The following is a 26365-nucleotide window of genomic DNA, read 5'->3' on the forward strand; positions in this document are numbered from 1 at the left end:
TCCTGCCTTCCGGCATCTCACGCGGCTTGCCCGATCACGCCTGCATAGCCATTGGCCTCGAGATCGAGCGCCAGCGACTTGTCGCCCGACTTGATCACCTGTCCCCTGTAGAGCACGTGCACCGTATCCGGCACGATGTATTGGAGCAGGCGCTGGTAATGGGTGATGACGACGATGGCCCGGTCCGGCGAGCGCAGCGTGTTGACGCCGTCCGCGACGATCTTCAGCGCGTCGATATCGAGACCGGAATCGGTCTCGTCGAGCACGCAGAGCTTTGGCTCGAGCAGCTTCATCTGCAGGATCTCGGCACGCTTCTTCTCGCCGCCGGAGAAGCCGACATTGAGCGGCCGCTTCAGCATCGCCATGTCCATGTTGAGCGAGGCGGCCGCTTCCTTCACGCGCTTGAGGAATTCCGGGATTTTCAGCGGCTCCTGGCCGCGCGCCTTGCGCTGCTCGTTCATCGCCACTTTCAGGAATTCCATCGTCGCCACGCCCGGTATCTCCATCGGATACTGGAAGGCGAGAAAGATGCCGGCGGTAGCGCGCTCGGCCGGATCCATTTCAAGGATCGACTGGCCGTTGTAGAGGATATCGCCTTCCGTGACCTCATAGTCCTCGCGGCCGGCGAGGATATAGGACAGCGTCGATTTTCCCGAGCCGTTCGGCCCCATGATGGCGGCGACCTCGCCGGCCCTGACCGTCAGGTTCAGGCCGCGAATGATCTCGGTGCCGTCATCGACGATGCGGGCATGCAGGTTTCTGATTTCAAGCATTCTCTTGCTCTATCGTTCCGTTAACTACATATCGCCGAGCTAGTGCAACGGCGACGTCGCTTTCAAGTTCAGGTGCCAAGTCAAATCGCATACTTCCGTCCTCGACGGCGTCGGCGGGATTCGGCCACCTGGTGATTTCAAAAATCTCAGGGCCGTAGACGGTGATCATCAACTCCGTGCCGTCTTCGCGCCCAGCGCTAATTCGGTTGGCTTCGACTTCGATACTGACGGCGACTTTGCTTTCGGCAGCAAAGCTCCGAAGGAAGTTGCCAAGCGACGTTGCCAATTCTCCGCAAATCCGCTCATCGAGTTTAGCCCGATAGTCGTCGGGTAGCTCACCAGAATCCCTGTCAAACTGGTGAACGCGTGCGACCAACGGCGGACCGTCCTCTGCCTCATCGTCACTCACCCAACACTCCCCTCAAGGCTAATCCCGATCAGCTTCTGCGCTTCGACCGCGAATTCCATCGGCAGTTGCTGGATGACGTCCTTGACGAAGCCGTTGACGATCAGCGCAATCGCCTCTTCTTCCGGGATGCCGCGCTGCATGACGTAGAACTTCTGGTCCTCTGAAATCTTCGAAGTGGTCGCCTCGTGCTCGAACTGCGCGGTCGAATTCTTGGCTTCCATGTAGGGCACGGTGTGTGCGCCGCACTGATCGCCGATCAGCAGGGAATCGCAATTGGTGAAGTTGCGGGCGTTGGTCGCCTTGCGGTGCGCCGAGACCTGGCCGCGATAGGTGTTCTGCGAGAAGCCGGCGGCGATGCCCTTGGAGATGATGCGGCTCGATGTGTTCTTGCCGAGATGGATCATCTTGGTGCCGCTGTCGACCTGCTGGTAGCCGTTCGAGACGGCGATCGAATAGAACTCGCCACTGGAATCGTCGCCGCGCAGGATGCAGCTCGGATATTTCCAGGTGATCGCCGAACCGGTCTCGACCTGCGTCCAAGAAATCTTCGAACGGTGGCCGCGGCAGTCGCCGCGCTTGGTGACGAAATTATAGATGCCGCCCTTGCCTTCGGCGTCGCCGGGATACCAGTTCTGCACCGTCGAATATTTGATTTCGGCATCGTCGAGCGCGATCAGCTCGACCACCGCGGCATGAAGCTGGTTCTCGTCGCGCTGCGGCGCCGTGCAGCCTTCGAGATAGGAGACGTAAGCCCCCTCCTCGGCGATGATCAGCGTGCGCTCGAACTGACCGGTGTTCCTCTCGTTCATGCGGAAATAGGTCGACAGTTCCATCGGGCAGCGCACGCCCCTGGGCACGAAGACGAAGGAGCCGTCGGTGAACACGGCCGAATTCAGCGTCGCGTAGAAATTGTCGGAGGTCGGCACGACCGAGCCGAGATACTTCTTCACCAGCTCCGGATGCTCGCGGATGGCTTCCGAGATCGAGCAGAAGATGACGCCGGCCTGCGCCAGCTCCTTCTTGAAAGTGGTGACGACGGAGACGGAATCGAACACCGCATCGACGGCGACGCGGCCCGACTTGTAGACGTTGTCGCTGGCTTCCTCGAGCTCCGACGCATCGGTCTTCTGCACGCCGGCGAGGATTTCCTGTTCCCTGAGCGGAATGCCGAGCTTCTCATAGACCTTCAGCAATTCGGGGTCGACCTCGCTGAGCGAAGTCGGACCCGGCGTGCTCTTGGGCGCCGCGTAATAATGGAGATCCTGGAAATCGATTTTGGGATAGTGGACGCGCGCCCATTTCGGCTCGTCCAGCGTCAGCCAGCGGCGATAGGCTTCCAGGCGCCATTCCAGCATCCAGGACGGCTCGTCCTTCTTCGCCGAAATGAAGCGGATAATGTCTTCGCTCAGGCCCTTGGGGGCCTTGTCCATCGCGATTTCGGTCTGGAATCCGTATTTATACTGGTCGACATCGATCTTTCGAACTCGATCGATCGTCTCCTGCACAGCAGGCATCAGCGTTCTCCATCCACGCCGGGGTCAAGGCCCGGCAGTTTTCAAACTATGGCACCGCAAACGAGCACCCATCAGGCACCTGAGGCGGCGTAAGTTTCATATAGTGCGTTCATGCCGGAAATTCACCCGGCCAAATTCGAACGCACGGCTCTACCAGGCCGCAAGGCCCTACATTTCGTCTGCCGCGCTCAGGCGGCTCGTTCCCTGCTTGCCTTTTCCTTACCGGCTTGGCGCGCGACGATCGTCGCCAGCGCCGAACGGAACAGCTCAATGTCTTCGGCGCTGGTCGCGTGGCCGATGGACACGCGCAACGCGCCGAGGCCGTCACCGTAACCCATCGCTTTCAGCACATGGCTCGGGCCGACCTTGCCCGACGAACAGGCCGATCCCGCCGACAGCGCCACACCGGCCAGGTCGAAGGCAATCTGCGCCGTCTCGGCCTTGATACCGGCAATAGCGAAGAATGTCGTATTGGCAAGCCTTGGCGTGCCGGTCCCGAAGATTTCGGCGTCCGGAACAAGCGTTTTCACGATCGCCTCGATTTCGTCGCGACGCTGCCGCACCGTTTCGATCGTTTGCAAGCCGGCAGACGCCTCACGCGCCGCCGCGCCAAACCCGGCAATCGCCGCCAGGTTTTCGGTGCCGCCGCGATGGCCCTTTTCCTGGCCGCCGCCGCTGACCAGCGGCTTCGGCATCATCAGGTCCGACGCCGCGACAATGGCGCCGACGCCCTTGGGTCCGCCGATCTTGTGCGACGAGAGAAGCAGATAGTCTGCGTAACCCGCTGACATATCGAGCGGAATGCGGCCGGCCGCCTGCACGGCATCGACAACCAGGATGCCACCCGCCGCCTTGACGATTTCGGCAATGTGGCCAATCGGCTGGATCACGCCCGTCTCATTGTTGGCAGCGTGGATGGCCGCCAGCGGCAAGCCTTCGGCCTTGTCATGCTGGGCGAGAGCCTCGGCCAAAACGTCGAGCCTGACGACGCCGTCGGTGTCGACGCCGATCCGTGTCACCTGCGCCGCTGGGAAACGCCCGCCGTTCAGCAGGCAAGGATGATCGGCCTCGGACACATAGAGCCGGCTCATGCGGACGGCGCCGCGCCCCATCTGCCAGTCCGGCGTCAGCAGCGTCGAGGCCGCTTCCGTCGCGCCGGAGGTGAATACGACATGCTCGGCCCTGGCGTTGACCAGTCGCGCCACGTCGCGCCTGGCGTCCTCGATCAGCCGCCGTGCAGCGCGGCCCTCGGCATGAACCGAGGACGGGTTGGCGGCGACGTCGAGCGCAGCCACCACGGCCGCGCGCGCCGAGGCAAGCAGCGGCGCGCTGGCGTTGTAGTCGAGGTAGGCGCGTGCTCCGGCCATTTCCGTCCAACTGGTCCCTTCAAAAGCCGTTCCGCGAAGATAGCGCGTTATTTCCTTGAAATTGCAAGGCAAGACGTCCTATTTACGCGGCTTGCGGCGCGGGTGGCCGAGCCACAATTTTTGGCCGCCCAGTTTTGAACAATTCTAAACTAGCTTCTAGAAAGACGCTCGCCCTGCGTCAAGGCCAGAGGAAAAGTTGTTCCGGGCGCCGCGCAATTTATGCCAAGTGGAGTATTTCATGCCTGAGGTCATTTTCACCGGTCCGGCCGGCCGCCTGGAGGGTCGCTATCAGCCCTCGAAGGAAAAGAGCGCGCCGATTGCCATCGTCCTGCACCCGCACCCCCAGTTCGGCGGGACGATGAACAACAAGATCGTCTACGACCTCTTCTACATGTTCCAGAAGCGCAATTTCACCACGCTGCGCTTCAATTTCCGCGGCATCGGCCGCAGCCAGGGCGAGTTCGACCACGGCACCGGCGAATTGTCCGACGCCGCCGCGGCGCTCGACTGGGTGCAGTCGCTGCATCCGGATTCCAAGAGTTGCTGGGTTGCCGGCTATTCGTTCGGCTCGTGGATCGGCATGCAGCTTCTGATGCGCCGGCCGGAGATCGAGGGCTTCATCTCGGTCGCGCCGCAGCCCAATACCTATGATTTCTCGTTCCTGGCGCCCTGCCCGTCATCCGGCCTGATCATACACGGCGACGCCGACAAGGTCGCGCCGCCAAAGGACGTGCAGGGCCTGGTCGACAAGCTGCACACGCAAAAGGGCATTACCATCACCCAGAAGACCTTGCCCGGCGCCAACCATTTCTTTGCCAACCATGCTGAGCTTCTGATCGAGGAATGCGCGGACTACCTCGATCGCCGGCTGGCCGGGGAATTGTCCGACCCACGGCCGAAGCGTCTGAGATAATCGGCGATGTACCAACCGCCTCACTTCCAGGAAACACGGCCGGACGTCCTGCACGGGCTGATCCGGGCGCATCCGCTTGGCTTGCTGGTGTCGAACGGCGTCGAGGGGCCGGTCGCCAACGCGATTCCCTTTCTTCTTGACGCGGATGTGCCGCCGAACGGCAGGCTCCGCGCCCATTTGGCCAAAGCCAATCCGCAATGGCGGCTTTTGGCCGACAATCCCCTGGCGCCGGTACTGGTCGTCTTCCAGGGCGCCGATGCCTATGTGACGCCGTCCTGGTACGAGACCAAGCGTGAAACCGGCAAGGTGGTACCGACCTGGAACTACGCCATCGTCCAGGTGCGCGGCATCGTCACGGTGATCGAAGACCAGGATTGGCTGGCCGAGCAGATTTCCGATCTGACGATGTCGCAGGAGGGCAGCCGCTCGGCGCCGTGGGCGGTGACCGACGCGCCGGCACCCTTCATCCAGTCGCAGATCAAAGGCATCGTCGGCCTGGAGATCGAAGTCACCGAAATCAGCGGCAAATGGAAAGTCAGCCAGAACCGCCCGGCCGCCGACCGCGTCGGTGTCGCCGAGGGGCTCGAGAGCGAGACTGCCAACTCGGCCGACATGGTCCGGCTGGTAAGGTCCTATGGCGGGCTGGACGGCAAGTAATCTGGATTGCTTGCTCGACCGGTTTCAGGCCGGTCGAGGGCTCAATCGACCTTCGTCATCGCCGCCTTGCGCTCGTTGGCGATCAGCCAGAGATTGCGGATATAGATCAACAGGCCCATGGCCTGGCCGGCGATGAACACCGGATCCTGACGCTGGATGGCGTAGATCAGCAGCAGGCCGCCGCCGAACAGCGAAAAGAACCAGAAGGCGATCGGCACGACGCTGCGCTTGGCCTTTTCCGACGCCACCCACTGCACCAGAAAGCGCATGGTGAAGAAGAACTGGGCGACGAAGCCAAGCAGAACCCAGGCATCGAATTGCTTGACGAAAACATCGTGAAGCCAGGTCGCCAATTCCTGAAGCACGTTACCCATGCCTGATTTCCTCTACTTTAGGCATTCTGCGGCGCCTGCGGCGCAGCCACCAGACGCCGGCAAGGTCGAGCACGCCCTGCAGGCCGCGATCGAAGATGCCGTAATTCGATTTGCCGTGACGGCGGGAGCGGTCGACGACGTCGCAATGGACGACTCGGTAGCCCTCCTGGATGACCAGCGCCGGAACAAAGCGGTGGGTGCCGTCGAAGAACGGCAATTTCCTCAAAATGTCGGTATGGATCGCCTTGAGGCCGCAGCCGGTATCCCGCGTCTCGTCGTGCAGGATGGCCTTTCTCAGCCCGTTGGCGAAACGCGACGCCAGCTGCTTGATCTTGCTGTCGCGGCGCTTCAGACGCTGTCCCTGCGCGGCCCCGACATCGGGACCAGCCTGCCGCAGCGCGTCTATCAACACTGGGATATAACCGGGGTCGTTCTGGCCGTCGCCGTCGATGGTGGCGACGATATCGCCGCGCGCCGCCCAGGCGCCCGAACGCACCGAGAGCGACTGGCCGGCGGATTTCTGATGCCTGAGATGGCGCAGCGGAAACCGGCGAAGCGCTGCTTGTGCGGCAAGCACCGAAGGCGTGTCGTCGGTCGAGCCATCGTCGACGACGATGACCTCGAAGTCGCGCCCGGCCATGGCGGCGGCGATCTCGTCGAGCAGAAGCGGCAGGTTCGCCGCCTCGTTCCGGCAAGGAATGACGATGGATATCTCCGGCATCTCGACTCTGTCACAGGATATGGCATTCGATCGATGCCGCGCGGTCCAGAGGAAGAGCCCCGCTGGCGCGGCGCCTCATTACGCCAGCCGAAACAATGACGCAAGCAGGCCGCACGCTTGGGGTTCTCCCTTCTCCTTGTGGGAGAAGGTGGCCACGCGAAGCGCGGTCGGATGAGGGCTGTTCCAGCTTGGCAACGACGGCACTCAGTCCAACACCCCTCAACCGTCTTGGCGCTGCGCGCCAATCCACCTTCTCCCACAAGGGGAGAAGGCAAGAGGGTGTCGCAAAACCGGATTCCACTTTTGCTGATCGCGCTTGAGTGCTAAACGCCCGCCTTCATGCATAGCCGAGCCGCGTTCGGCCGGAAGCTTTTCGGGAAAGAAAATGTCCGCCTTCAAATCCGATTTCCTGCGCACGATGAGCGAGCGCGGTTTCATCCACCAGACCTCGGACGATGCCGGCCTCGACCAGCTTTTCGCCACGGAAACGGTGAGCGCCTATATCGGCTTCGACGCCACCGCCAGGAGCCTGCATGCCGGGTCGCTGATCCAGATCATGATGCTTTACTGGCTGCAGCAGACCGGCCACCGGCCGATCGCGCTGATGGGCGGCGGCACCTCGATGATCGGCGATCCGTCGTTCAAGGACGAGGCGCGCAAGCTTTTGACGCCGCAGGACATCGAGGACAATCTCGCCGGCATCCGCCGCAACTTCACGCCCTACCTCAAATTTGGCGGCGGCCCCAACGACGCCGTCATGATCAACAATGCCGACTGGCTGATGGACATCAACTACGTCAATTTCCTGCGCGATGTCGGCCGGCATTTTTCGGTCAACCGCATGCTGGCCTTTGATTCGGTCAAGCTCCGGCTGGATCGCGAGCAGTCGCTGTCGTTCCTCGAATTCAACTACATGATCCTGCAGGCCTACGATTTCGTCGAGCTCTACAAGCGCCTCGGCTGCCGGCTGCAGATGGGCGGCTCCGACCAGTGGGGCAACATCGTCAACGGCATCGATCTCGGCCATCGCATGGAAGGCGCGAAGCTCTATGCGCTGACGACGCCGCTGCTCACCACCTCGTCCGGCGCCAAGATGGGCAAGTCGGCATCGGGCGCGGTCTGGCTCGATGCGGAGATGCTGAGCCCGTACGAGTTCTGGCAATACTGGCGCAACACCGAGGACGCCGATGTCGGCCGTTTCCTGAAGCTCTACACGACCCTGCCACTCGCCGAGGTCGCACGCCTCGAACGGCTCGGCGGCTCGGAGATCAACGAAGCCAAGAAGATTCTCGCCACCGAGATCACCGCCATGCTGCATGGCCGCGAGGCGGCGGAGGAGGCCAGCGAAACGGCGCGTAAGACGTTCGAAGAAGGGGCGCTGGCCGAAACACTGCCAACCGTCGAGGTGGGCAGGGCCGATCTTGAAGCCGGCGTCGGCATATTGTCGCTGTTCGTCACTGCCGGGCTGGCTGGGTCCAACGGCGAGGCACGGCGGCATATCCAGGGCGGCGCCGTGCGCCTCAACGACCAGCTCGTGGCCGACGATCGCAGGATGGTGACGCTGCAGGACCTTGGCCCGGAAAACGTCGCGAAACTGTCGCTCGGCAAGAAGAAACACGTTCTAGTGCGGCCGGTCTGATCAGGGCCCGGCACTTCCTGTTAGATCTTTTCCGAAACCGGTTTCATCTTGCGGCGCTGACCTTCGGTTCGGAATCACCGCCGAGGTTAATCAGCTAGCTCCCGAGAATGGCCGAGATGCCATTCGTCTCATCGATCGGAACGAGCACAGCGCCAGAGAGATGCCCTGAGGCGCTGCTGTCACGTGGGATGGCTGCCTCGCAGGCGCCGCCCTCCGATAGCTCATGGGCGGCTTGAGGCGGCGATCGCGGGATAGTCGGTATAGCCAGCGGAGCCGCCGCCATAGAGCGTCGCCGAGTTGAACTCCGTCAGCGGCGTGCGCATCTTCAGCCGTTCCACAAGGTCGGGATTGGCGATGAACGGGCGCCCGAAGGCGAAGAGGTCCGCCTTGCCCTCGGCGAGCCGCGACGCCGCGAGGTCGAGGTCATAGCCGTTATTGGCGATATAGGTATTGTTGAAGCGCCGGCGGAGCGATCCGAAGTCGAACGGCGCGACATCGCGCGATCCGCCCGTGGCGCCCTCGACGACATGGATATAGACGATGCCCAAAGCATCGAGTTGATCGACGATATAGTCGAACTGCGCCTGGGGGGCGCTGCTCGAGACGCCGTTGGCGGGCGAGACGGGCGAAATCCGGATGCCGGTGCGCTCTGCGCCGATCTCCTCGACCACCGCAGTCGCAACCTCCAGCATCAGCCGGGCGCGGTTCTCGACCGATCCGCCATAAGCATCCGTGCGGACATTGGCACCGTCCTTGGCGAACTGGTCCAGCAGATAGCCGTTGGCGCCATGAATCTCGACGCCATCGAAGCCGGCCTCAATGGCGTTCGCGGCTGCTTGCCGGAAATCGTTGACGATCCCGGGAAGCTCGTCGAGCGCCAGCGCGCGGGGCGCCGAAACCTCGACAAAGCCGTTGTTCACGAACGTCTTGGTCGCGGCCCGGATTGCCGAGGGCGCGACGGGCGCGGCGCCGTTCTCCTGCAGATCGACGTGCGAGACGCGGCCGACGTGCCAGAGCTGCAGGAAAATCCGCCCGTCCTTGGCGTGCACCGCGGTCGTGACCTTTCGCCAGCCGTCGATCTGAGCCTGAGAATAGATGCCGGGCGTGTCCTGGTAACCTTGTCCCTGCCGCGAGATCTGCGTGGCCTCGGAGATCAGCAGGCCGGCGGAGGCCCGCTGGCCGTAATACTCGGCGGCAAGATCGCCCGGAACGAAGCCCGGGCCAGCGCGATTGCGCGTCAGGGGCGCCATGACGATACGATTGGAGAGCGTCAGCGAGCCGAGAGAATAAGGCTCAAAAAGTGCTTTGTTGGTCATAGGTCACCTTGTTTGTCCCCGCCGCGACGAGGTCGTTATCAAATGGATTCGTTGGTGCTCAGGCGACCTTGCGGTACCGCTCGGCGGCATGTTCGTTCCGATAGTTCGGAAGCATGGCCTGGCGCGCGGCCTGAAGCGCGTCCCACTGACCGGCATCGGGGAGTGGCGGGATGGTCACCGGTTCGCGCCGGTCGAAGCCGACCAGCGCCGCGTCAACCAGATCGTCCACCTCCATCACGTTGGAGAGCGTGTTGATGTCGGCGCCGACGTGGCCCCAGATCTCGGTTCGCGTCGTGGCGGGCAGCACGGCTTGGACGTAGACGCCCTTCGACGCAAGCTCGAGGCTGAGCCCCTGCGACAGAAACAGCACGAAGGCTTTGGTTGCGCCGTAGACAGTCATGCCGAACTCCGGCGCCAGCCCGACCACGGAACCGATGTTGACGATCGTCCCTGCACCCGCCTTCGCAAGTCGCGGGGCGATGGCGCTGGCAAGTCGCAGAAGCGCGGTCGTGTTGAGCGCAACCAGCCGGGCGACGTCATCGGTACTCTGCTCGATGAAGCTTCCGCCGATGGCTGTTCCGGCATTGTTGACGAGAATCCCGATGCGGGCGTCATCGCGCAGCCTCGTCTCTACCGTTGCAAGCTCGGCAGGCTGCGTAAGATCAGCCTGGATGATGTCGATCGCAACGCCAGTTTCCTGACGGAGCCGGGCTCCCAGTGCCTCCATTCGTGCCACGTCACGGGCAACCAGCACGAGGTCGTGTCCGCGGCGGGCGAACCGTTCGGCATAGGAAGCTCCGATGCCCGTGGAGGCGCCGGTGATGAGGACTGATGGAATGGTGGTCATGGCATTGCTCTTTTCTCTGATGGAACCTATATTCATGACGATCATCATGATTGCGGCTAAATATGATGGGCATCATGTAAATGTCAACGGGGCCGACGGAGAATTTTGAAATGAAGGTCAGTCGAGAGCAGATGGCGGAGAACCGTCACCGGATATTGGATGCGGCCAGCCGGCTTTTTCGCGAGAAGGGGTTCGACGCGGTCAGCGTGGCGGAAGTGATGAAGGCCGCCGGGCTCACCCATGGCGGCTTCTATGGCCATTTCAGTTCGAAGGACGACCTGATCGCGCAGACCCTTGCCCACGTCCTCGCCGCGGACTCAGGCGGAGGGGGCGATCTTCGCGCTTATGTAGGTTCCTATCTTTCGCCCCGGCATCGCGACAACTGCGCCGGCGGTTGCCCGACGGCGGGCCTTGCCGCAGCCATCCGCCATCAGACCCCGGCTGCACGCTCGGCCATGACGGAAGGCCTACGATCGCAGATCGACCGTATCGGCAAGGCGCTCCCGGAGTTGGATCCGGCAGACAGACGCCGCGCGGCGATCGGAAGCTGGGCAGCGATGGTGGGGGCAGTAATCCTCGCCCGGGCGATCGACGATCCCGCGCTCTCGGATGAAGTGCTTGAGCAGACGCGTGCCTGGGTCGATGCCGGGATCAGCCAAGTGTCTGCCAGCTAGGTGGTCTGCGGCAGGAGTGCTCTTGTCGAGAGCAATGCGGCTATCGGCGTTGGTTGGGTGGCTATCTTGCAGAATATCGCACCGCAGCGTGCAATCAGCGGGATTCGCGGACCAAGAGGGTTTCGAACTTCCCTGTTGAGGCAACCATGCTGTCGCCCAATTTCCGCTAAACTGGCGAATGAAGCCGTTCAACGGCAGAACATCGAATGACCGCTCCTGGCGCAACTACGCCCTCAAGCGCGGTCGCCGGTGTTGTCCGCTGTAAGGCGGTGGCACAACTAACTTTAACGGCCGACATTAGGCGCAAAGCGGCCATTTAGGCCCGGGCGGACGTCAGTCGCCTTTGGATCATGGGCGTGAATTCGCGGGTCGGACGAGCGGCCGCTTAAGATCAAAACTCGGTCGCTCGAGGTAATTGGGTTTTGACCTCAGCGATACTCGAAGATCGACCTGAAAATCCCGGGCGCGATTACCGATAGCGGATTGACGTCGAGGATCGGCTTGTTGGCGTTGCCCTTGAGCCTGTAGGTGACGCCGATCAGGCCGCGGTCGCGGCCGTTGCCGAGCAGTGCGCCGATCAGCGGCAGTTCGCCGAAGATGCGGTTTACGCCGTAGGCCGGCATGAACGTGCCGGTCATGTCCATATTGTTGTTCTGGTCGTACAACGTGCCCTGGAAGGTGGTGCCGATGCGTGAGCCGCGCAGCACGCCGTTGCGCAGCTTCAGATAGCCGCTGCCCTTGTCGATTTCGCTGAAACCGCGCTCGAACTTCACCCTCGACGTGTCGAGATTGCCTTTGACCGCTTCGTTGAGGCTGCGGTTGTCGCCGGCCGGCGTCGTCGACACGATCGAGGCGAGCTTCGGCTCATTGACGATAAAGAAGTTCTTGGCGTCGACCTGGCCTTTCATCGGCCCGTCGCCGGCCCCGGTCAGCGCCAGCGTTATCGAGCCGCCTTCCATATGCTCGTAGATATTGAGGAAGCGCAGTATGGCGCCGGCGTCGGCCGACTTCATGTTGAGCGTGCGCAGGCCGCCGCCGGTCGTGTTGCTGATGGTGATGGCGGCTCCCGAACTTGCCGTGGCGCTCACCTTGAGCCCGTTCACCCGGGAGCCGGCGGCGCTGTAGTCGAGCTTCAAATTCGACAGCACCTCGTCGTGGAAGCCGGTCAGGGAACTGACGTCGGCGCTGACCGAGATCGCATCGACGCCGGTGGTCTTGGTGGCGGTGTCGACGTCGGACGTGAATTGCTTGATCAGCGAGCGTGCGTCCAGCGCGCTGCCGCTAACCTCGACCGCATAGGCCTTGCCCGACCGCTTCACCGAGACGGCGACGTCGTCGCCCCTGTTCAACGTGACCTTGCTGAACCGGGCCGAGGACAAGGCGCCGTTGACCAGCACGGCGCTGCCGTCGATGGAGAAGGTCTTGCCGTCGAGTTCGAAATTGGACAGCGTCGTGGTGTCGCCGGTCTTCGCCATGGCGAAGACGACCTTGGCGGGAATGCCGGGCCCCTTGCTCCAGCCGGCCCAGGGAATGTCCAGCCTGGCATTGGTCAGGTCGGCCGACACGTTCTGGTTGCCGCTACCGCTCTTGTCGATCGCCACCTTGATGGTTCCGGAAAGCAGCGTCGACAGGCCAGGCATGGCGGTGGCGCGCGTCTTGTCGTCGAGCACCAGCGCCACTTTACGACTGCGCGGCGGGCCGCCATCCCTGAGCGGCTCGATCAGGTCGAGCTCGGCCGGAATGCCGTTGAGCAGCGCCTTGGCCGAGATCACCGCCCGGTCGGGCGCGACCGTGATCGAGCCGTCGGCATGGCTGACCGTCTGGCCCTCGAACGGCTTGCCCAGCGACAGGTCCTTGTAGTCGAGCGCCACCAGCCAATCGAGTTTGGAAGAGTCGACACCGGACTGCAGGGGAATATCGGCCTTGACGTGGCCGGTCACCGTGCCGGACAGGTCGTCCGGCAGAAGGCCGACATGGCGCATGGCGTTGATCGGGTCAAACGATGCCAGCTCGGCGATTGCCGGCGCCTCGCCGGCAACATCGATGTCGAGCGCGCCGATCACCGGCGGATGGTTCGCCGCCTTGACGGTGAGCGTGCCGTTGCTCGCCGCCACCGTGCGGCCGCTCGGCATATAGACGCTGCCCGACGACAGCGCGACGTCGACGTCATTGCCGTGGAAGCCGACAACGCCGACGGCATCGCGGATCGGCGGAATGCGGCCGGCCGTATCGAAGCGCGATCCTTCGACCTGGAATCGGCCGAACACTTCATCGGCGGAAAGCGGCACGCCGTTGCCGAGCCGTCCGGGCACGACCTGGAACTGCAGGCTGCCATCGACCACGCGGCCGCCGAACAGGTTCTTAAGCACCCACAGCCTGGCATTGCGCGCCGAAAACCATGGCCATAATTGCTTGACGTGCGAGACCGGCATGTCGTGGACATTGAGCGCCACCGATATGCCCGGCGCCTGGTTGGCGACGAATGAAACCGAAGCCGTGCCCAGCACTTCGCTGCCCGGTCCGGACCGGACGCCGATCTGCTCGGCGACCAGCTTTTGGCTCGTCGGCTGGTAGACGCCGGCGATACGGGCAATGAAGCTGAGCGCCGGCTCCGGCGAATCGGAAGGCGCCAGGGTCGAACCGTCGCTGGTCAGGTCGTAACGATAGGATGGCTCCTCGCCCGCTGCGCCGGTAGCCGGCTTCGGCCCGATCGAACCGGCGAAATCGAAGGTCGAGCGGCCGGTTTTCACCAGCAAACTGTCGACCTGGATTTTGTTCGACCCGGCGACGAGTGTTGCATCGAGATCGATGTCGGCCGGAAGCAGGCCGCGCGAACCGAGATCGAGCACCGATCCGGTCAGTGACAGGGCAGCGGTCAGCCGCGAACCGTTGTCGCCGGTCCCTTCCGACCCCGCCAGCTTCAAGGCGATCGCACCCAATTTGCCACCTGCCGCAGTGTCGGCGTCCGCTGCCTGGATGCTGGCGTCCAGCGTGGTGATGCGTCGCGTCGCCGGATCGCGGGTGGCGGAAGCGGCGATGGTAAGCGCCCTGCCGTCGACATCCGCGTCGGATGAAAACTCCATGCTTCCCGGTCCCGACTGCGAGACGGAGGCGTCGGCGATGGTGACCGACTTGACCGATCCGGTCTCGGGCAGTGCCAGTTCGACGTTGCGCAGATCGATCTGGCGCATCGAATCCTCGCGCACCGCGTCGAGCGCGCGGTTGAGGTTGGCGAAGACGGCGGCGGAAAGTTTTTCCGGATCGATGAGGCCGTGCTGGTTGCGCAGCTCGGCCGTCCAGTCGCCGCCGGACGGCATTGCCGCCATGACGATGTGCGCGTCGGAAATCCGGGCGCTGGTCAGCCGTACCTCGCCCGAAAGCAACGGGATCAGCCGGATGCCGAAGCGGACCCGGCCGGCATCGGCCATTGGTTTTCCGTCGGCGGTCTTGAGGCTGACGTCGCTGACCTGCAGCGCAATGAAGCTCGACCCGTCAAGCGTCAGCCGTGCCGGCCCGACGGCAACGTCGACATCGAAGCCGGCCAATTTCTCGATTGCCGTTTCGGCTTCCGCGCGAAGCCGCTCCGAGCCGAAGCCGGACACGCCGATCGCGTAGACGCCGGCGGCAGCCAGCAGCACAAGGGCGACAAGGCCGGCAAACAGCCGCGCCATCAAACGGACGCCGCGACCGATCGACGCCTGGCCGAGCGGCGGGACGCGGCACGCGGACGGAAAGGTTCCCAGGTCGGTGATCTCGTCACGCCTGAACCTGATCTTCTCGTGCTGCGGTAGCTCCTGATCCACGCAATCTTCCGTTGAAACGAATTCGATCGTGGACGAATCCCCGCTCGACATTATATCGGTGCAGCCTGGCGCGTAACCTCAAACAAGGGCATCGATATGGCTGACCTCGACGTGGGCGATGTTGCGCCGCAGTTCGATCTTCCGCGCGACGGCGGCGGTTCACTCAGCCTCGCCGCATTGCTGGGAAAACCCATCGTACTCTATTTCTACCCACAGGACGACACCACAAGCTGCACCAACGAGGCGATCGGCTTTTCGCAGTTGAAGCCGGAGTTCGAAAAGGCCGGCGCTGTCGTCATCGGGCTCTCGCCGGACAGCGTCAAGAAACACGACAAATTCAAGGCGAAATACGATCTGAGCGTCGACCTTGTCGCCGACGAAGAGCGCAAAGTGATCGAGGCTTACCATTTGTGGGTGGAAAAGAAGCTCTACGGCCGCACCTATATGGGCGTCGAGCGGGCGACGTTCCTGATCGGCCGGGACGGACGCATCGCCAGGATCTGGCGCAACGTCCGCGTCAAGGGGCACGCCGAAGAGGTGCTGGAGGCGGTTCGCGCCCTTTGAGAGCTGCGCCAGTCCGCTGCAATTCGATGCCCGTTTTGCGCGAAGACCTTTGGCTGTCGTTCGATCCGGCAAAACTTTGTTAACCCTAATAATGTGTAATCAGGCTTGTCGTTGGTGTCGTAACGAAAGCTTGGTCCCGTGAACGTAGCCAGTCAGTCAGCGGTCTTCGGCAGACGCAAAGAGCCCCACACGGTCATCATCGCCCGGGGCGACCAGATAAGGCATTTCACCATACGCCCATGGCTGGCTGCATTTTGCGGCTCGGCGCTGGCGGCGATCGTCATTGGCTACCTGCTGGCGACCTCCTATCTGGTGCTGCGCGACGATCTGATCGGCGCCACGACGGCGCGGCAGGCGCGCATGCAGCAGGCCTACGAAGACCGCATCTCGGCACTGCGCAGCCAGGTCGACCGCATCACCAGCCGCCAGCTACTCGATCAGCAACTGATGGAAACCAAGGTCAGCGAGCTGCTGGAACGGCAGAGCCAGCTCAGCCTGCGTCACGGCCGCCTCGGCCCGATCCTCGAACGAGCCGAAAACGAGGTCGCAACGCCGCCCGTGCCGACGGCAAAGCCGGACGAACATGCCGACGCGACCGGCAGCATCCAGCCGATGGCCTATTCCGTCGCCAGCCTTGCTGTGCCCCTTCCCAGCAACGACACCAGGCCGTTCTCACTGTGGTCGACCCGCGCCGATCCGCTGCCGAGCGAAAGTGCGGCCGACCGGGCAGACAAGCTCTTCGTTTCGATCAACAACTCGCTGAAGGCAATCGAGAGCCAGCAGCTCACCCGCATCGCCACACTTGCCGACAATGCCTACAAGAGCGCCGACGCGATCTCGCAGGCGCTCGAGGCCGCCGGCCTGCCCGTCGATAGCGAATTCGAAAAGAGCGACGTCGGCGGGCCGCTGATACCGCTCGACAGCTCGTTGGTTTTCGACAGCAAGGTCAAGGAGTTGGACGAAGCGCTTGACGCGTTGGATCATCTGAAAAAGGAGGCACGCCGGCTGCCGCTCGCCAACCCCGCCCCCGGCCGCAGCGTTACCAGCCCATTCGGCGTGCGCACCGACCCCATCCTCGGCACGGCCGCCTTGCATTCCGGCATGGATTTCAGGGCGCCGGTCGGTATGCCGGCCAAGGTCACGGCAGCCGGCGTTGTCGTCAAGGCCGGCTGGAACGGCGGCTACGGCCGCATGATCGAGGTCGACCACGGCAACGGTTTTGTGACGCGTTACGGGCATCTCAGCGAAATCGAGGTCGCCGTCGGACAGAAGCTCGATGCCGGAGACATCATCGGCAAGACCGGCAACAGCGGCCGCTCAACCGGCCCGCATCTGCATTACGAGGTCCGCCACAACGGCGAGGCAATCGATCCGCTGCGGTTTCTGACGGTCGGCAAGAAGGTCGAGCGGTATCTGTAGAGCCGGCGATTCATTCGGCGTGAAGCCTGGCGCGCGGCCAACCGCCCGCCAGGCAATATCAAAGATAGATCGCTTTCAGCCCTCAGCAGCAGCCATGAACGCGCCGAGCCGCCGGTTGAACGGCTCACCGGTCTGCTGAACGCTGTGCCCCGCGCCGGCGATCACGGCACGATCGGCACCAAGCACGTTTTCGAGCACGTCGCAGACGGCGTCGAATGCTGCGCTGTGCCCGCCGGATACCACCAGTTTCGGGAACGGCGCATCGGCAAGTTGCCGAAGCGGAATTTCGGCCTCCCATGGCCCGCGTTCGACGACGAGCATGGCCGCCCCTTGCGCGAGCGGGGGCGGCAGCGGGTCTGGCAATTGTATCGCCGAGCCGACCAGATGGAGGAACTGGCGCAAGAAAAGCGCGGGATCGTCGCGGGGTCCGCTTTGCCAGTGGGTCTTCAGGCGCGTCACGAGTTCATTCACGGCAACATCCCCGCGCGCAAGGTCAAAGGCCGGCGGCTCGATCACCGTGAGCGAACGGATTGCTCGCGGGCGCATCGCTGCTGCAAGAAGAGAGATGACGCCGCCATAGGAATGCCCGACCAGATGGACGCGGCTTTCGTCCCAGAGGTCATGCGTCCGATCGAGGAATCCGGCGACCAGTCTGGCGTCGACGACGAAATCTTCGCGTTCGGCAGGGGAACTTGATCCGTATCCGGGCCGGTCGACCACAACCAGCTTCCAGCGCTCCGCAAGCGGTTGCTGGGCGGACCATGTCATCATGCCGTTCGTGACGCTGCCGTGGACGAACAGAACCGGCGGCCCGTCGCCCCGCACCTCATAGCCGAGATCAATCCCGTCGAGGGTCAGCTTCGGCATCGCATCTCCTCCCGCAGACCGGCGAGAGGAAGTATGCTCCCTGCAACGGAAAGGCGCAACGAACTCCGATCCCTGGCCGGCTCACAGGCGGGTTCCGAAATGTGCTTCAGGGCGCTGATCGGATTGCCGGCCAAGGTCATGCCTGGCTCCCGTCCAGCCGGTGGCGCTTCATACTGGAAAATTGCCAGAGTTGGCCCATCCGCCGGCGGGCGCGAATTCGCCGGCGTTAGAAGGACCTTGGCCACAGGCGAATTATTTTTGAATTCCATTTGACTGAATAAATCTTCAGTGCCAGTCTGGCCTTTCTCGAGGGCACAAGGCATGGCACTGCGGGGAACCAATCAGGAGTTCGGGCGGCCGTATAACCGGCGCATCGTGCTCGAATCCATCCGCCTTCACGGACCGATCGCCCGCGGCGACATTGCCAGGCGGGTCGGGCTCACCGTGCAGACGGTGTCTACCATCGTTCGCGAGCTGGAAGAGCACGGTTACGTGTTGTCGCTGCGCGAAGAGCCCAAGGGGCGCGGCCTGCCACCGGCAACGCTGCGCATCAATCCGGAAGGCGGCTATGCCGTCGGCATCCACGTCACCCCGCTGGGCATCAATGCCGCCCTGATCAACCTAAGCGGCGATGTTATCGAGAGCACCTACCGCGAAGCCCCAAATGCAACGCCCGACCACGCTTTCGAGCTGATCGGCGCCATGGTGCTCGAATTGACGGCATTGCGGCCCGGTGGCCGCGTTCTCGGCATCGGCATGGCGCTGCCCGGACCGTTCGGCGTGGAGTCCATGAGCTTTGTCGGGCCGACCACCATGACCGGCTGGAAGGATGTGGCGCTGCGCGAGCGGCTGGCCGCCTCGACCGGACTGCCGGCCTTTTTCGAAACCGATATGGCGGCGGCTGCTATCGGCGAGCGCCTCTACGGCCTCGGAACGGCATATTCCGAGTATTACTATCTTTATTTCGGCGTCGGTCTCGGCGGCGTCATGGTGCATGACGGGGCGGCATTGCGCGGCGCCTGGGGAAACGCCGGTGAAATCGGCCACATTCCCGCGGTGCCGGGCGGCGAGCCCTGCCCGTGCGGCAATCGCGGCTGCCTCGAACGGTATCTCTCGCTCGAGGCGCTGCGGCGCCGCAACATCGCCGACGCCGAGTGGGTGAGCGAGATTGCGCCGATCTTCCGCAACGCCGTCACCATCATCGAAAACCTGTTCGATCCCGAAACCATCATCCTCGGCGGGCTGGCGTCCACCGACCTGCTCGAAAGGCTTGCCGGCGCGGCCGCGCACCTGCCCAATTCGGTCTCGGCGCGAAGCGATCGCACGACGCCCCGCGTCAGCGTCGCACGCGGCGGCCAGCATGCGGTGTTGCGCGGCGCCGCCGCACTTGCCGTTTCGGGGGTGCTTTCGCCGCGCTTCGGCCAGATCTTCACCGCCGAACGCGAACGCGGTCGGGATCTCTTGCATAACAAGGGGATCGCAGCATGAGCGAACCGCTGCTGGTGCTCGACAACGTCGCCAAGAATTACGGCGCCATCGAAGCGCTGAAAGGCATCAGCTTTTCGATCGACAAGGGCGAAGTGGTGGCGCTTCTGGGCGACAACGGCGCCGGCAAATCGACGCTGGTCAAGATCATTGCCGGCGGCCTCGAGCCGACCTCCGGCCGCATGCTGTTCGAAGGCAAGGAATTCCTCGCCAAATCCCCCGCCGAGGCCAAGGCCGCGGGGATCGAGACGGTCTACCAGGACCTGTCGCTTTGCACCAATGTCGACGTGGTCGCCAATTTCTTCATGGGCCGCGAGATCACCAGGAAGGTTCTCGGCATTCCAGTGCTCGACGAGCGCGCCATGGAGCAGGTGGTACAAAAGGCACTGGCCAGCGCCGGCACCCGCATTCCCTCGCTTCGCACCAATGTCGAGCACCTCTCGGGCGGTCAGCGACAGGCCATCGAGCTCAACCGGTTCGTGCATTTCGGCGGCAAGCTGGTGCTTCTCGACGAGCCGTTCGCAGCGCTTGGCGTCGAGCAGACGCGGCGCGGCCTCGACATGATCCGCCAGGTGGCGAGCCAGGGCATCGGCGTCGTCATAATCACTCATATCATGCAACAGGCCTTCCAGGTCGCCGACCGGATCGTGGTGATCCGGCAAGGCGTCGTGGCGGGCGACGTCGCACGCAACAAAACAAGTCCCGACGCGGTGATCAACATGATCACCGGAGAGACGCTCGCCGGTGCCGGACCGGCGAGCTGAGGGACAAATGAGGGGTCCGGCGCAAGAGGAGCGAACGACATGAAGAAAATACTTCTTTCCGTCTTCGGTATCCTGGCACTGGCCTTTGCCACGCTCACGCCGGCATTCGCCCAGTCCAAGGGCACCGTCTACTACATGGTGCCGACATTGCTCGATGAGTTCCAGACCGGCTCGGTGAGCGCGCTGGAATTGTTCCTGAAGCAGGTCGGCTACGAGATGAAGACGCTGAACGCCGACAACAAGACCGACGCTCAGCAATCGCAGATGAACGACGTCATCGCGCTGAAGCCGTCGGCGATCATTCTTGCCGCCGTCGATTTCAATGCGCTGAAACCGTCGATCGAGGCCGCCCGCGCCGCCGGCATCCCGGTCGTCGAGTTCGACCGCCAGATCACCTCGACCCCGTCCGACTTCACCTCGGTGGCCGGAACCGTCGAGATCGGCTACGTCGCCGCCGACCAGGCGCAAAAGCTCCTGACCGCGAAAAACGGCTCGGTGAAGGGCAAGATCCTGCAGGTGCTCGGCGATCCGGGCGATCCCTACACGCTCGATATCCAGAAGGGTTTCGAGGAGAAGATGAAGGCGTTCCCGGACGTCAAGATCATCTCGCTGCCGGCCATGCAATGGGCGGCGGATGCAGCCGGGACCATCGTGAACGACCAGCTGCTCGCCAACCCCGACATCGACCTGATCTTCAGCCATGCCGCGCATCTTTCGGTCGCTGCCGTTGCCTCGCTCGAGGCCGCCGGCAAGAAACCGGGCGACGTAATGCTGATGAGCTCGAACGGCGCTCCGGTCGGCCTCGACCTGATCCGCAAGGGCTGGCTCAATGTCGAAGTCGAGCAGCCGCTCTACGCCCAGGCCGCGGCGGTCGCGATGTTCATGGACAAGGTGGTCAACAAGCAGGAGATCAAGCCCGGCGAATATGATGTGCTTGGCCTGAAATCAACCCTGACCAAGGAAGCGTGGGGACCGAACATCAAGATCCCCGGCGCTGCGATCACCAAGGAAAATGTCGATAACCCGGCGTTCTGGGGCAACATGAAGCCGCCGACCGAAACCATAAAGCCGGTCGAATAGCAAACTCGCCAGAAGCTCCGGGCCATGCCGGCCCGGAGCCCAGCCCTGCAGCCTCAGTGCGTTCAAACGGACGCGCACGGGTATGCTGCAGCAATTTTCAACCGCGCCTGATCTTTCCGAAGGACGAATGGTTTTCGGGGTCATGCGCCAACCGGATCCGCAGATGAACCCCCGCACGCGCCAAACCCTCGAGTTCATCCTCGACAATCTTGTCTGGTTCATGCTGGTCTTCGTGCTGGTGGTCTTTTCCATCCTCATCCCGAACTATTTTCAGCTCGGCATTTTTGCCAACATCATCGAGGCGTCGAGCGTGCTCGGCGTCATGTCGATCGGCCTGGCGCTGGTCATCATCGCCGGCCACATGGACCTGTCGGTCGAATCGGTGGCGGCGCTCAGCGCCATGGCGGTCGGCATCCTGTTCTGCTCGTCGGGCATCGGCCTTGGCATCCAGTTGCAGCCGCAATGGCTGATGGTTCCGGTTTCGCTGCTCATCGCGCTTGCCGTCGGCGGCCTCATCGGCGCCTTCAATGGCTACCTGGTGGTCAGGGTCAAGATGAGCGCCTTCATCATCACCCTGGCATCTTACATCTGGGTGCGCGGCCTGGTGCTGGTTATCTCCGGCGGCCGCTCGGCGCAGGACCTTACGCCGGCAATCCGCTGGTTCGGCATCCAGCGCCTGGGCGGCCTGCCGCTGACTGCCTGGATCGCCATTGCGTGTTTCGTGGTGTTCTCGCTGATCATGGCCAAGACGCCCTTCGGCCGGCACCTGGTCATGATCGGCGGCAACGAGACGGCGACCTTTCGCGCCGGCATCCGGGTCAACCGCAACCTGGTCATAGCCTTCGTTCTCGCCGGCGCCATCGCCGGCCTTGCCGGCTGGGTGCTGGCGATCCGCACCTCCGGCGCGACAGCTAATCTCGGCGTCGGCCTGTTGTTCAATGCCTTCGCCGCAGTCGTCATCGGCGGCGTCAGCCTGAAGGGCGGCGTCGGCACCTTGCCCGGCGTCTATGCCGGCGTGCTGCTGCTCTCGGCCATCAACACGGCGATCAATTTGATGGGCCTGCCGGCCAACTTCACCCAGGTGATCCACGGCCTGCTCGTCCTCGCCGCGGTGCTGCTCGACGCATTCAAGCAAACCATCCGCCAGAGGCTCGCATGACCGGCCGTCTGGAAGATAAGGTCGCGCTGATCGTCGGCAGCGCACGTGGCATCGGCAAGGGCATCGCACAGCGTTTTGCCGAAGAGGGCGCGAAGCTGGTCCTGGCCGACACCGAGGCCGAGGCGGGGCAAGCGACCGCGAACGAACTCGGCGCCGCCTTCATCCGCACCGACATCTCGCAGATGGCTGATGCCGAGGCTGCTGTTGCACTGGCGCTCGACCGTCACGGCCGACTCGACATCATGGTGCAGAATGCCGGAATCTATCCCTGGCAATTGCTGGAAAACACCAGTCCCGACGATTGGGACCGGGTCATGGCGGTGAACTTGCGCGGCAGCTTCATCGCTGCTCGCGCCGCACTGGTGCCAATGAAGGCACAGCATTTTGGCAGCATGCTGTTCACCTCCTCGATCACCGGCCCGCATGTCACCAGCCCCGGCCACGGCCATTATTCAGCGACCAAGGCCGGCATCAATGGGCTGATCCGTTCGGCTGCGCTCGAATTCTCGGGCTACGGCATTACAGTAAACGGCGTCGAGCCCGGCAACATCCTCACTGAAGGCATAGAGCAGCATCGCGGTGCGGCCTTCATCAAGAACATGGAAGACGCCATCCCGCTCGGCCGTCTCGGCAGCCCTCGCGATGTGGCCAATGCCTTCCTGTTCCTGGCCTCTGACGATGCCAGCTACATCACGGGCACGACCATCATCGTCGACGGCGGGCAGCTTTTGCCCGAGGGCAAGGATTTCCGGCTGCTGCCGCCATGATCCTCGATTTCGGCGGCGGTTTCTTCCTGCGCCGGGCGACCACCGCCGATCGTGCAGCGCTTGCGATGATCTGTCTCAAGACCGGCGATGCCGGCAAGGACGCCAGCGGCCGCGAGGACGACCCGGAACTGCTCGGCCTCCTCTACACTATTCCCTACCAGGTGCTCGAACCCGAGCTGGCCTTCATTATCGATAGTCCCGCAGGTGCGGCCGGCTACCTGCTTGGCGCGGCCGATACGAGCGCTTTCAATGCCAGCCTGGCATCAGACTGGTATCCCGACCTTCAGCGGCGCGTGGCAGACCCGGGACCCGACAGCTCGCGCTGGCGCGGCAGCGACTGGGCGCGGCATCGGGTCCATCATCCCGATTTCGCTGTTCCGCCTGCGCTGACCGCCTATCCGTCGCATGGCCATATCGACCTGTTGCCGCAAGCGCGCGGGAAAGGCATCGGCAGGCGCGCGATGGCCTTCCTCGAGCAGGGGCTTGCCGCGAGCGGCTCGACCGGCATCCACCTCGAAGTCATGCCGGAGAACGATGGTGCGCTAAGGTTCTACAAGGCGATTGGATTTGAGGTGGTGCAGGACGCTGATTCATCGAAGCGTTGTGTTTATGTGGCGAAACGGATTGCTCACGCTCCGGCGCTTGCAGGCTGATCTGCGACAAGCCAATCGCCCAAGTTGCAAAGAACCGGGAGGCCTATGGAAGTACAATGCTGCCGTTCTGCAGCAGCCAGTTGCCCCGCGTGAACACCTTTGCCGCGGGAACGAAACCTTCGTCGCGTGCTCCACCGCAGACACGAAAGTCACCAGCATCAACACGGTGCGGGGCTAATTCGAGTGTTGGCGGAGCGTCTACTAGTTCAGTATAGGCGGCAGGGGAACATCCGCGACCGTTCCCCCGGCCACAATCGAGAGCACATAAAGCAGATAAATGGCTAATACCAACAGGGCGAGGAATGAACCGCTGGCAAAGACTCCTGCAACCGCGGCGTCGGGATAAGCTTCGACTTGTTCTTTCTTGAAGGTGTCTTCTTCGTTACGGGTTGTCTTCACAACCCGTTCGCCTGGAAGCCGGTTTTTTTCAGCGTCCTTCGATATCTTATCCGCGAGATCTCCTGCGATCACGGGATCGTCCGGAAGATGACTCACAAGCCATCCAGGAATATTTTCGCTCCCGCCCATGCCCATACGCAATTGAGATACTGCAAGTTGTAGCTTTCGGCAATCGTTTCCCTCATGAGAGGCAAGCAGATCAGACTTAAGTCCCTGCGGAAAGACAGTTCGAATCAGACCAAAGTCCGAGTAGCACAGTGGTCGGATGCGTCTCACCTGGGCGATCAGCTTGAGCGGTGTAGCCCAAACTGAACACATCGAGGAAAATGGTGGGCGATGACGGGCTCGAACCGCCGACATCTTCGGTGTAAACGAAGCGCTCTACCAACTGAGCTAATCGCCCGCCCCGGGCCGGACCTTTAAGCAGTTAGGACCGGCTTCGCAAGGCCAAATGAGCGGCGAGTGGCTTGGCCGGGAGCCGGTTTCGGCAACAAAGTTCGGCTTGTCAAAAAACCTTCTCCTGTTTGCTGTTATGCTGTCCGGGTCCGCTTGACACCCGGTGGCTTACCCCTTATCCACCGCCCCAACGACGAACACGGCTGACACGTGCTCGTCCATGCGCGGGTGTAGCTCAGTTGGTTAGAGTGCCGGCCTGTCACGCCGGAGGTCGCGGGTTCGAGCCCCGTCACTCGCGCCATTTCTCCTTCGGGCCACGGCCCCTGGTGTCGGAGAAATGTCGACGTTGATTTGTCAAAAACCGTCTTCGTTCATGATCTAATCCATACGGTCTCACCCCTCGGCGAGCAGCGCCTCGACCTCTTGCAGCGTCGGCATGGACGGCGCGGTGCCCGGGCGCGTCACCGAAATGCCTGCGACGGCGCAAGCGAAGCGCACCGCTTCCAGAGGTTCGATCCCCCTCGACAGCGCGGCAGCCAGGCCGCCGTTGAAGGCGTCGCCCGCGCCTGTGGTCTCGACCACCGGGCCGGCGGCGACCGCTGCGACATGCTCGGAACGGTCGGCCGTGTGCAGCAGCGCGCCCTTTTCGCCGAGCGTCACGATGACAGCGCCCACGCCCTTCTCGAGCAGGCTGTCGGCGGCATGGCGGGCATCGTCGATGGAGGATACCTTGATGCCGGTCAGTTCCTCGGCCTCAGTCTCGTTCGGCGTGACATAGTCGCACAGCGTGTAGATACGGTCCGGAAGCCTGGCCGCCGGCGCCGGGTTGAGGATGGTGGTCACCCCTGCCCCGCGCGCGATCTCCAGCGCCCGCAGCGCCGCCTCGATCGGCTGTTCGAGCTGGGTGACGAAAACGCCGGCCGCGCGGATCAGGCCGGCATTTGCCTCGATATCGGCGGGCGAGATCAGCATCGCCGCACCAGGGCTGACGATGATCGCGTTGTTGCCGCTCGTCTCCTCGATGAAGATATAGGCGGCACCGGTGTAGCTTTCCGGCGTGTCGATGACGGCGCTCTTCACGCCGGCGCGCGACCAGGTCTGTCTCGCCATATCGGCAAAGGGATCGACGCCGAGGCGGGTAAGGAAGGTGACATCGGCGCCGAGCCGGCCGGCTGCCACCGCCTGGTTCGAGCCCTTGCCGCCTGGGCCGAGCGTGAAGGACGTGCCCAGGATCGTCTCGCCCATGCGCGGCTGGCGGGCGGCGCGGTAGGCCGTATCGGCGACGAAGACGCCCAATATGACAACCGGCTTCATGACGATCGGTTTCGCCGGCATGCCGCTACTCCGCATCCGGTGGCACGACGCCCTTGCGGAACGCAAAACAGCCATAGAAGCGGCGCTCGCCGGTCTGGATGACGCAATAGGCCTTCTTGGCGCGTTCGTAGAAGGCGTAGCGCTCGACCGAGATCATCGGCCAGGCCTTGCCCTCGGCGGCATCGATCTCTTTTTGCACTTCCTGCTGCACGGCGGGAATGTCGTCCGGCTTGCCGACGATCTCCATGCGCGCGGCTGCGTCGTCGACGAAGGTGTCCAGCGGATAGAGCGACAGTACCGCCTTGACCACGTCGGCCGCCGACGCATCGATGCGCAGCAGCCGGCCAAGCACGGTCTGGCGCGCCACCGAATCGGACGGGAAATTGGTGTCGGCGATAATCAGATCGTCACCGTGGCCCATCGCCCGCAGCGCCTGCAGCACATCGGCATTGAGCAGCGGATTGATTCCTTTGAGCATGGTATTCCTCGCG

Annotated in this window: 25 protein-coding genes and 2 tRNA genes; 13 read left to right on the plus strand and 14 right to left on the minus strand. The window is 63.1% G+C overall.

Translation table 11 applies throughout. The features are described 5' to 3' along the window. Positions 1-17: 17 nt before the first annotated feature. The 4 genes from sufC to NKJ23_RS18235 all read right to left on the minus strand — a co-directional run bounded on the left by sufC (position 18) and on the right by NKJ23_RS18235 (position 4063). Positions 18-773 (minus strand): Fe-S cluster assembly ATPase SufC, encoded by a 756-nt coding sequence (gene sufC / locus NKJ23_RS18220; RefSeq protein ID WP_023674687.1) that lies wholly within the window; start codon positions 771-773, stop codon positions 18-20. After that, positions 766-1182, minus strand: coding sequence for a hypothetical protein (locus NKJ23_RS18225; RefSeq protein ID WP_352681529.1), 417 nt, complete (start codon positions 1180-1182; stop codon positions 766-768). The genes sufC and NKJ23_RS18225 overlap by 8 nt, the downstream gene beginning before the upstream one ends. Beyond that, positions 1179-2696 (minus strand): Fe-S cluster assembly protein SufB, encoded by a 1518-nt coding sequence (gene sufB, locus NKJ23_RS18230; RefSeq protein ID WP_352681531.1) that lies wholly within the window; start codon positions 2694-2696, stop codon positions 1179-1181. The genes NKJ23_RS18225 and sufB overlap by 4 nt, the downstream gene beginning before the upstream one ends. A gap of 188 nt (positions 2697-2884) precedes the next feature. Next, positions 2885-4063, minus strand: coding sequence for a cysteine desulfurase family protein (locus tag NKJ23_RS18235; RefSeq protein WP_352681532.1), 1179 nt, complete (start codon positions 4061-4063; stop codon positions 2885-2887). Between the two features lie 238 nt (positions 4064-4301). On the opposite strand from NKJ23_RS18235, the gene NKJ23_RS18240 reads away from it, so the two are divergent. Together NKJ23_RS18240 and NKJ23_RS18245 are read left to right on the plus strand one after the other, a co-directional pair. Further along, positions 4302-4976, plus strand: a complete 675-nt coding sequence (locus tag NKJ23_RS18240) for an alpha/beta hydrolase (RefSeq protein ID WP_023674683.1) — start codon at positions 4302-4304, stop codon at positions 4974-4976. 6 nt (positions 4977-4982) lie between these two features. Then, on the plus strand, positions 4983-5633 hold the full coding sequence (locus NKJ23_RS18245) for an FMN-binding negative transcriptional regulator (protein WP_352681534.1): 651 nt from the start codon (positions 4983-4985) through the stop codon (positions 5631-5633). Positions 5634-5674: 41 nt separating this feature from the next. On the opposite strand, the gene NKJ23_RS18250 is transcribed toward NKJ23_RS18245, so the two are convergent. Beyond that, the gene (locus NKJ23_RS18250; RefSeq protein ID WP_023674681.1) at positions 5675-6007 is read right to left on the minus strand and encodes a lipid-A-disaccharide synthase N-terminal domain-containing protein; all 333 of its coding nucleotides are present in this window, start codon (positions 6005-6007) and stop codon (positions 5675-5677) included. Continuing rightward, a complete protein-coding gene (locus tag NKJ23_RS18255; RefSeq protein ID WP_352681536.1) occupies positions 6000-6728 on the minus strand; it encodes a glycosyltransferase family 2 protein in 729 nt (242 codons plus the stop codon). The genes NKJ23_RS18250 and NKJ23_RS18255 overlap by 8 nt, the downstream gene beginning before the upstream one ends. A 385-nt stretch (positions 6729-7113) precedes the next feature. Here NKJ23_RS18255 and tyrS point away from each other — a divergent pair, with 385 nt between their 5' ends. Beyond that, a complete protein-coding gene (tyrS, locus tag NKJ23_RS18260) occupies positions 7114-8367 on the plus strand; it encodes a tyrosine--tRNA ligase (RefSeq protein ID WP_352681538.1) in 1254 nt (417 codons plus the stop codon). 221 nt (positions 8368-8588) lie between these two features. Here the strand turns inward: tyrS and NKJ23_RS18265 are convergent, their stop codons facing one another. Next, entirely contained in the window at positions 8589-9683 is a 1095-nt protein-coding gene (locus tag NKJ23_RS18265) for an alkene reductase (RefSeq protein ID WP_352681540.1), read from the minus strand. Between the two features lie 58 nt (positions 9684-9741). Then, positions 9742-10530, minus strand: a complete 789-nt coding sequence (locus tag NKJ23_RS18270) for an SDR family NAD(P)-dependent oxidoreductase (protein WP_352681542.1) — start codon at positions 10528-10530, stop codon at positions 9742-9744. 110 nt (positions 10531-10640) lie between these two features. On the opposite strand from NKJ23_RS18270, the gene NKJ23_RS18275 reads away from it, so the two are divergent. Next, positions 10641-11204: a TetR/AcrR family transcriptional regulator gene (locus NKJ23_RS18275; protein ID WP_023674676.1), complete on the plus strand. Its 564-nt coding sequence runs from the start codon at positions 10641-10643 to the stop codon at positions 11202-11204. A gap of 428 nt (positions 11205-11632) precedes the next feature. Here the strand turns inward: NKJ23_RS18275 and NKJ23_RS18280 are convergent, their stop codons facing one another. After that, positions 11633-15007, minus strand: a complete 3375-nt coding sequence (locus tag NKJ23_RS18280) for a hypothetical protein (RefSeq protein WP_352681544.1) — start codon at positions 15005-15007, stop codon at positions 11633-11635. Positions 15008-15103: 96 nt separating this feature from the next. On the opposite strand from NKJ23_RS18280, the gene NKJ23_RS18285 reads away from it, so the two are divergent. Further along, entirely contained in the window at positions 15104-15571 is a 468-nt protein-coding gene (locus tag NKJ23_RS18285; RefSeq protein ID WP_352575971.1) for a peroxiredoxin, read from the plus strand. 138 nt (positions 15572-15709) lie between these two features. Then, on the plus strand, positions 15710-16990 hold the full coding sequence (locus NKJ23_RS18290; protein ID WP_352681546.1) for a M23 family metallopeptidase: 1281 nt from the start codon (positions 15710-15712) through the stop codon (positions 16988-16990). Between the two features lie 75 nt (positions 16991-17065). On the opposite strand, the gene NKJ23_RS18295 is transcribed toward NKJ23_RS18290, so the two are convergent. Continuing rightward, complete coding sequence (locus tag NKJ23_RS18295) at positions 17066-17857, minus strand: alpha/beta fold hydrolase (RefSeq protein ID WP_352575968.1); 792 nt, start codon at positions 17855-17857, stop codon at positions 17066-17068. A 321-nt stretch (positions 17858-18178) separates the two neighbouring features. On the opposite strand from NKJ23_RS18295, the gene NKJ23_RS18300 reads away from it, so the two are divergent. From NKJ23_RS18300 to NKJ23_RS18325, 6 genes are all read left to right on the plus strand, one after another. Continuing rightward, positions 18179-19345, plus strand: a complete 1167-nt coding sequence (locus tag NKJ23_RS18300) for an ROK family transcriptional regulator (RefSeq protein WP_352619162.1) — start codon at positions 18179-18181, stop codon at positions 19343-19345. Then, a complete protein-coding gene (locus NKJ23_RS18305; RefSeq protein ID WP_292663106.1) occupies positions 19342-20106 on the plus strand; it encodes an ATP-binding cassette domain-containing protein in 765 nt (254 codons plus the stop codon). Before NKJ23_RS18300 ends, NKJ23_RS18305 begins: the two co-directional genes overlap by 4 nt. A 39-nt stretch (positions 20107-20145) precedes the next feature. After that, entirely contained in the window at positions 20146-21186 is a 1041-nt protein-coding gene (locus NKJ23_RS18310; RefSeq protein ID WP_352571438.1) for a sugar ABC transporter substrate-binding protein, read from the plus strand. A gap of 163 nt (positions 21187-21349) precedes the next feature. Then, positions 21350-22345 (plus strand): ABC transporter permease, encoded by a 996-nt coding sequence (locus NKJ23_RS18315; RefSeq protein ID WP_352646513.1) that lies wholly within the window; start codon positions 21350-21352, stop codon positions 22343-22345. After that, positions 22342-23112, plus strand: coding sequence for an SDR family oxidoreductase (locus NKJ23_RS18320; RefSeq protein ID WP_352646515.1), 771 nt, complete (start codon positions 22342-22344; stop codon positions 23110-23112). The genes NKJ23_RS18315 and NKJ23_RS18320 overlap by 4 nt, the downstream gene beginning before the upstream one ends. Then, entirely contained in the window at positions 23109-23765 is a 657-nt protein-coding gene (locus tag NKJ23_RS18325; protein WP_352681549.1) for a GNAT family N-acetyltransferase, read from the plus strand. The genes NKJ23_RS18320 and NKJ23_RS18325 overlap by 4 nt, the downstream gene beginning before the upstream one ends. 201 nt (positions 23766-23966) lie before the next feature. Here the strand turns inward: NKJ23_RS18325 and NKJ23_RS18330 are convergent, their stop codons facing one another. Both NKJ23_RS18330 and NKJ23_RS18335 read right to left on the minus strand, forming a co-directional pair. Then, complete coding sequence (locus tag NKJ23_RS18330) at positions 23967-24305, minus strand: hypothetical protein (protein ID WP_352681551.1); 339 nt, start codon at positions 24303-24305, stop codon at positions 23967-23969. 186 nt (positions 24306-24491) lie between these two features. Beyond that, positions 24492-24567: transfer RNA gene (locus NKJ23_RS18335), tRNA-Val, on the minus strand. A 217-nt stretch (positions 24568-24784) separates the two neighbouring features. On the opposite strand from NKJ23_RS18335, the gene NKJ23_RS18340 reads away from it, so the two are divergent. Then, positions 24785-24861: transfer RNA gene (locus tag NKJ23_RS18340), tRNA-Asp, on the plus strand. Positions 24862-24953: 92 nt separating this feature from the next. On the opposite strand, the gene rbsK is transcribed toward NKJ23_RS18340, so the two are convergent. Together rbsK and NKJ23_RS18350 are read right to left on the minus strand one after the other, a co-directional pair. After that, positions 24954-25895, minus strand: coding sequence for a ribokinase (gene rbsK, locus NKJ23_RS18345; protein WP_352681553.1), 942 nt, complete (start codon positions 25893-25895; stop codon positions 24954-24956). A gap of 4 nt (positions 25896-25899) precedes the next feature. Continuing rightward, positions 25900-26352 carry an RbsD/FucU family protein gene (locus NKJ23_RS18350; RefSeq protein WP_023674665.1) on the minus strand — a complete coding sequence of 151 codons (453 nt, stop codon included), beginning with the start codon at positions 26350-26352 and terminating at the stop codon, positions 25900-25902. Positions 26353-26365 lie beyond the last annotated feature (13 nt).

This window comes from Mesorhizobium sp. M0184 (assembly GCF_040322215.1).
Classification (GTDB): Bacteria; Pseudomonadota; Alphaproteobacteria; order Rhizobiales; family Rhizobiaceae; genus Mesorhizobium.